Annotated in this window: 3 protein-coding genes and 1 pseudogene; 1 reads left to right on the forward strand and 3 read right to left on the reverse strand. The window is 65.7% G+C overall.

Annotated elements, in window-relative coordinates:
- Positions 1-2: 2 nt before the first annotated feature.
- Positions 3-1355 carry a M23 family metallopeptidase gene (locus UNPF46_RS20075; RefSeq protein WP_174719086.1) on the reverse strand — a complete coding sequence of 451 codons (1353 nt, stop codon included), beginning with the start codon at positions 1353-1355 and terminating at the stop codon, positions 3-5.
- A gap of 111 nt (positions 1356-1466) precedes the next feature.
- Complete coding sequence (locus UNPF46_RS20080; RefSeq protein WP_142251152.1) at positions 1467-2156, reverse strand: peroxiredoxin; 690 nt, start codon at positions 2154-2156, stop codon at positions 1467-1469.
- A 195-nt stretch (positions 2157-2351) separates the two neighbouring features.
- Between UNPF46_RS20080 and UNPF46_RS20085 the strand changes: the two genes are divergently transcribed.
- A complete protein-coding gene (locus tag UNPF46_RS20085; protein WP_174719087.1) occupies positions 2352-6164 on the forward strand; it encodes a YhdP family protein in 3813 nt (1270 codons plus the stop codon).
- Positions 6165-6294: 130 nt separating this feature from the next.
- Here UNPF46_RS20085 and UNPF46_RS20090 read toward each other — a convergent pair.
- Positions 6295-6480, reverse strand: a pseudogene (locus UNPF46_RS20090) (methyl-accepting chemotaxis protein); the annotation flags it as partial.

Consider the following 6480-nt stretch of genomic DNA (forward strand, 5'->3'; position numbering starts at 1 on the left):
ATTCAGCCCGCGCTGAGACGTACGCCGGCGCGCAGGAATTTCTGCGGATCGACCGCTTCGCCCTCGATCCGGGTTTCGTAATGCAGGTGCGGACCGGTGGAGCGACCGGTCGAGCCGACCAGACCGACGACCTGGCCGATCTTCACGATCTCGCCGACCTTGACGTTGATTTCAGAGAGGTGGCCGTAGCGGGTCGAAAGCCCGTTGCCGTGGTCGACCTCGACCATGCGGCCGTAACCGCCGGACCAGCCGGCGGAAACCACCTTGCCGTTGGCGGTGACGCGAACCGGATCGCCGGTCGCGGCCCGAAAGTCGAGCCCGGTATGCATCGCAGGCCGTCCGAGGAAAGGATCGCTGCGTACGCCGAAGCCGGAGGTGAACTCGACCTCGCCGATGACGGGCTTGCGGTAGGGCACCAGCGCCAGCGTGCGGTTGAGACGATCCATCTCGGCGCGGGTGACGTTGATGCGATTGAGCTGCTTCTCGAACGGACCGGCGTTGGCGGTCAGCTTGACGGGAACGAACGGTCCGCCCATTGCGCTGCGCGGCACGGCGGCTTCGAGACTGGCGAGATTGAGGCCGAGATCGCTGACCACGCCGCGCATCCGGCGCATGCGCGAATCCATGCCTTCCTCGACGGCGCTGAGCGCCGCCATCTGGCGACGCTCGACCTGATCGAGCGAGGTCGTGAGCCGGACCAGGACGTTGTCAAAACCCTGGTTCTTGGCGAACTGATTGGCTTGGGGAGCCGCCACGGTCGGCGCGCGCGATTCGAGCCGCGCCTCACGGTCCGGCGGCGCGACGAAGATCACGGTGTCGCTGATCGGCGAGGGTTTTGGCGTGCTCTGACTCGAATCGCCGCGTTGAGGCGTCGCGCGCGGAATCGAGCCGGTCACATCAGGCATGGCTCCAAGCGCCGTCGCCCGGGACTCCAGCGCCGTCTGGCGCTTCATGATCTGGTCGAGCTTCTGGTCGAACTGTTCCTGGTCGAGCAGCTGGCGGCTGGTGGTGCGGTCGACCTTGGCGCGCAGCTCGGCGATGCGGTCCTCATAGGCGTATTGCATCTCGGCCTGGCGGGCGATCAGCCGGGTCAGAACGTCGTCACGGAACGCAAAATAGGTGGCAGTCGCCGCCGACCAGAGACCGAGCAAGACCACCGTCCCGACAACGATCCAGAATACCACGGGCCCGAAGCGGACCTGCTTGCCGGCATGGACGATGGTGTAGGCATCGTCGGTGGCGGGAAGGGGGATGGCGACGGCCGCCGCAACGGCGGGACGCCTCTGCAGGGGCCGGCCGTGGTCGTGAGCATGATGTTGGGGGTACTGCGAATATTGGGCAGAACTTTTCGACATCGGCACTCCCGCGCCGGTCGGATGAGTCCGTACGGCCCTAATTGCCGCAGCAATCTGGGCCGGTCATGGTTAATTTTCCGGAAACGGGAACGCGCGAATTTAAAGGTCTGGTTAAAGACTTCTTGCCGCTTCCAGCACCGCATCGGCATGACCGTCGACCCGGACATTGCGCCAGATCCTGGCCACTTTACCGTCGGCGCCGACCAGTATCGTGGTGCGAAGAATCCCAAGGAAGCGCTTGCCGTACATGGACTTTTCGCCCCAGGCGCCATACGCTTCCAGCATCTGATGCTGCTCATCCGAGATCAGGGGGACACCGAGACTGTGTTTGTCGCGGAACTTCTCCTGGGCCTTTAACGGATCAGCGGAAATCCCGAGGACGGCGGTGCCGGCGGCCGAGAAGGCGCCGGCGAGGCGGGTGAAGTCGATCGCCTCCCGGGTGCAGCCGGGCGTGTCGGCGCGGGGATAGAAGAACAGGACGAGCTTTTGGCCGGCATAATCCCCCAACGTGACCACTTCGCCGCCGTCGCGGGGCAGACGGAAGGCGGGCGCCTTGTCGCCCTCGGCCAGGCCGGACTTCGCGCCGGCGGGCGAGGACGCCAATTTGGGAGAATTTAACTGTTTCGGCGCGGCCTTATGTGATCCTGCTTTTGCTATGGTCGCGACTGATTTGCTGGCCGCTGTCCGCTGCGTTTTGGCGGACGTTGTTTGACTGGATGCCCGCGTTTTCGCGGCCTTCTTTTTAGCCGTCGGACTGCCGGAGGGCGCCTTGGACGATTTCTTTCGGGATTTCTTGGACATACGCCTTCCTTTCGTCGCTTTCGGCGGGTCAACCGAAGCGGTATTGCAGCTCTCGTCCGGTGTGCCGGACTCGCGCCCTCGGCTGGGCAAGTCTGACGACGCCGGAGTATGGTTACAAGGAATTCCACGCACCACCCCACTGCTCGTTGAACTCGCTCCCGGGGCGAGATGACGAACAGCAGGAATATTAGAGGTATGGCGGCAGTGCCGGCGCAGGGAGCTTCGCTTCCCGTGGACGGTTGCGGTCCCGGCGGCGCTCAATACAACGACGGGCGCCTGTATCGAGAGGCAATGGCAAGGAATAAGTCGCCCCAGGATTACAATCGGGACTTCGATCGGCACGGCGGTCAGCAACAGCCGCAGGAATGGGACGACGCCGATTGGGATCCGGATCAGGAGGCGGCCGCGGGGCATCGCGCGCGCCGGCTGTTGTCGCGTTCCAATTCGGGTTTTCACCGCTTCGGTGACGGGTTTGGCGCGTTGCGCCGCTGGCTGGTCGCCGACCGCTGGTTGAAGCGTGTCGTCCTTGTCGTCGGGACTCTCGCCGTCGTCTTCGTCGGGTGCTTCGGCGCGCTGTGGTGGCGGCTCGGAGCCGGTCCGATCAATCTCGACATCGCAACGCCATGGCTCGCGGCCGCGATCGAGGACAATATCGGTCACGGCAACACGGTCGAGATCGGAGGCACTCAGATCGAGCGCGCCGGCCGGATCCGCATCGCCGTCCGCATCCGTGACATCATCGTCCGCGACCGCGATCACGCCGTGGTCGCCAGCGCGCCAAAGGCAGAGGTGAAGCTGTCGGGGGCGGGCCTGCTGATGGGGCACCTGCGCGCCGAGAGCCTCAATCTCGTCGATGCCGAGCTCGCGATCCGCATCGCGCCCGACGGCACCGTGACCGTATCCGCCGGCGACACCGCAAAGCCGCTGGCCACCGGCGTGGCCTCGAAGAAGGAGGCGGGCCTGCCGCCGACCTTCCCGCGCAATGGCGTCCCGCCGCCGCCATTCGCGACGGCGCCCGCGACCCAGGATCCATCTCAGGCCGCGCCTCAGGCGACCGCGCAGAGCGGCATCCTGCAGGGCCTCGACTGGCTCGACAGCCTGAGCATGACCGGCCTCGACGGCCAGAACCTCAACGAGATCGGCCTGAAGAACGGCAATCTGATCGTCGACGATCAGCAGCGCGGCAGCAAATGGTCGTTCGAGAACATCAGCCTCAGCCTGCGCCGGCCGAGCCGCGGCGGCGTCACGCTGAGCCTCGGCGAGGAGGGCGCGCGCCCGTGGCTGCTGCGGGCCACGATCGGGCCGGCCGAGAACGGCGTGCGCTCGGTCGATATCAAGGCCGACAAGGTCTCAACCTCCAACATCCTCCTGGCGCTGCGCGTCAAGGACCTCACCTACACGGCCGATCTGCCGCTGACCGGCGAGCTCAAGGGCGAGCTCGGCCGCGATGGCGTGCCCACATTCTTCCGCGGCAAGATCACCGTCGGCGCGGGCCATATCATCGACACCGACACGCCCGATTATCCGATGGCGATCGACCAGGCCGAGATCAACGTCGAGTGGGACGCCAATCGGCGGGTGCTGGTCGCGCCGTTCAAGATTCTGTCGGGCGCGAACCGCCTGACGCTCCTGGCCCATCTCGAGCCGCCCAACGGCACGGTCAATGACTGGCAGCTCGGCTTCAGCGGCGGCTCGATCCTGCTCGGCGGCATCGACAACGAGCCGCCGCTCGTCTTCAACCGCATTGCGATCGGCTTTCGTTTCGACACCGATCACAAGCGCTTTCTGCTGACGCAGGCCGATATCAGCAATGGCGAGATCGGCGTCGCCGGCACGGGGGCCATCGACTATTCGGGCGAGCCGCGGCTGACGCTGGGCTTTGCGGGAACGCCGATGTCGGCCTCCGCGCTGAAGCGGATGTGGCCGACGCTGGTGGTGCCCGAGCTGCGCGAATGGGTGATCGAGCGGATCGAGCGCGGCACGCTCCAGCGCATCGAGATCGGCGTCAATTCGCCGACCAAGAACCTGCCGCGCAAGGGCCCGCCCATTCCGGACGACGGCCTGTCGGTCAACATCGTGGCGAGCGGCGTCGCGGTCCGTCCCGTGGACGGCATGCCTGTCGTGCACGATGCCGATTTGAAGGCGCGCGTGACCGGCCGCACCGCGACCGTGACGATCGGCCAGGGCATTGCCGATACGCCTGCCGGCCGCAAGGTGACGATCTCCGATTTCGTCTTCGAGGTGCCCGACATGGCGCCGAAGCCCTCGCCCTCGCGAACCAGATTCCGCGTCGAGGGTCCGGTGCCCGCGGCGGCCGAAATGCTGGCCAATGATCGGCTGAGCGATCTGTCGTCGACCGTCGTCGATCCCAACACCAGCAAGGGAACGTTCACGGCGAACATTCAGCTCGGCTTGCCGGTCAAGGGCGAGCTGACCAAGGCCGACACGACCTACGCCGTCACCGCCGACCTCAATGGCTTTGCCGCCGACAAGCTGGTGATGAATCAGAAGCTGGAGGCCAACAACCTCAAGATCGTCGCGAACAACCAGGGCTATCAGGTCAAGGGCGACGTCAAGATCAACGGGCAGGCGGCCTCGCTCGACTACCGCAAGCCGGCCGAGGGCGACGCGGACGTGAGGCTGCAGGCGACGCTGGACGATGCCAGCCGCGCGCGCCTCGGATTTGATCTCAGCCCGGCCGTCAGCGGATCGTTGCCGATCAAGCTGTCGGGCAAGATCGCCGGCGGTCCCGAGCAGACCACGAAGCTCGGCGTGGAGGCCGACCTGACCTCGGTCAAGCTCGACAATATCCTGCCGGGATGGGTCAAGCTGCCGGGCAAGTCGGGCAAGGCCAGCTTCAAGGTGGTGCCGACGGCGCAATCGACGCGGCTGGAGGACATCGTCATCGAAGGCGGCGGCGCCTCGATCAAGGGCTCGCTCGAGGTCGATGCGAACGGCGACCTCATGAACGCGAACTTCCCGGTCTATTCGCCGTCTGACGGCGACAAGGCGTCACTCAAGGTGGAACGCAGCCAGGACGGCGTCGTCAAGGGCACGATGCGCGGTGACGTGTTCGACGGCCGCGGCTTCCTGAAATCGGCGATCTCAGGCAATTCCAAGGACGATGCCAAAAGCAAGCTGAAGAACGTCGATTTCGACATCGACGTGAAGCTCGGCGCCGTCATGGGCTTCAACGGCGAGGCGATGCGCAGCATCGACGCCAAAATGTCGAAACGCAACGGCGCCATCAAGGCCTTCGCGTTGAACGGCAGGATCGGCAAGGACACCCCGGTGGCCGCCGATCTGCGCGGCGGACGTGCGCAGGGCAACCGCGAGGTGATCTATCTCCAGACCAACGATGCCGGTGCTCTGCTGCGCTTCACCGACACCTACACCAAGGCGGTCGGCGGCCAGATGGTGGTGGCCATGGAGCCGCCGACGTCAGAGCCGAACACCTCGCGCGAGGGCTTGATCAACGTCCGCGACTTCACCGTGAAGGGCGAAGCGCAGCTCGAACGCGTCGCCGCAGGCGCGCCCAACGGTACCGGCAACGGCGTCTCGTTCAGTGCATTGCGTGCCGAGTTCATCCGCCAGAACGGCGCACTGACGATCCGCGACGGCGTGGTCAAGGGCCCGATGATCGGCGCCACCATCGAAGGCTCGATCGACTATCCCGGCAACCAGGTGTGCATGAGCGGCACCTTCGTGCCGATGTACGGGTTGAACAACATGTTCGGGCAGATTCCGGTGCTCGGATTGTTCCTGGGGGCTGGCGACAAAGAGGGACTGATCGGCGTGACCTACGAGGTCGTCGGCACGCCGGCCGCGCCCGTGATGCGCGTCAATCCGGTCTCGGCCATGGTGCCGGGCGTGTTCCGCAAGATCTTCGAGTTCAACACCGGCAAGCAGAACACGCCGTTCGAGGAATTCCCGTCGCAGTCCAACGACGGGTCGTCGGGCTCGACCCGCCAGCTCTCGAGCGGATGTAGCCTGACGCGGCGGCAGTAGCGGGACGGCTATCTCCGTCGTCATGGCCGGCTTGTCCCGGCCATCCACGCCTCACCACAGGGCAACAAGAACGTGAATGCCCGGGACAGGCCCGGGCATGACGACGATCGTCTGCAGTGTTGTGTGCCGCCTAAGCCGCGCGCACGCCTGCCAGGAAGGTCCCGACTTCACCGGAGAGCTGCTCGGCCTGCTTGGAGAGGTTGCTGGCTGCGGCGAGCACCATGCCGGCGGCGTTGCCGGTCTCGTTGGCAGCGGTCGAGACGCCGCCGATATTGGTGGTGACCTCCTTGGTCGCCTCCGCGGTCTGCGAGACGCT

Source organism: Bradyrhizobium sp. UNPF46, from assembly GCF_006658625.1.
In the GTDB taxonomy this organism is placed as follows: Bacteria; Pseudomonadota; Alphaproteobacteria; order Rhizobiales; family Xanthobacteraceae; genus Bradyrhizobium; species Bradyrhizobium nitroreducens.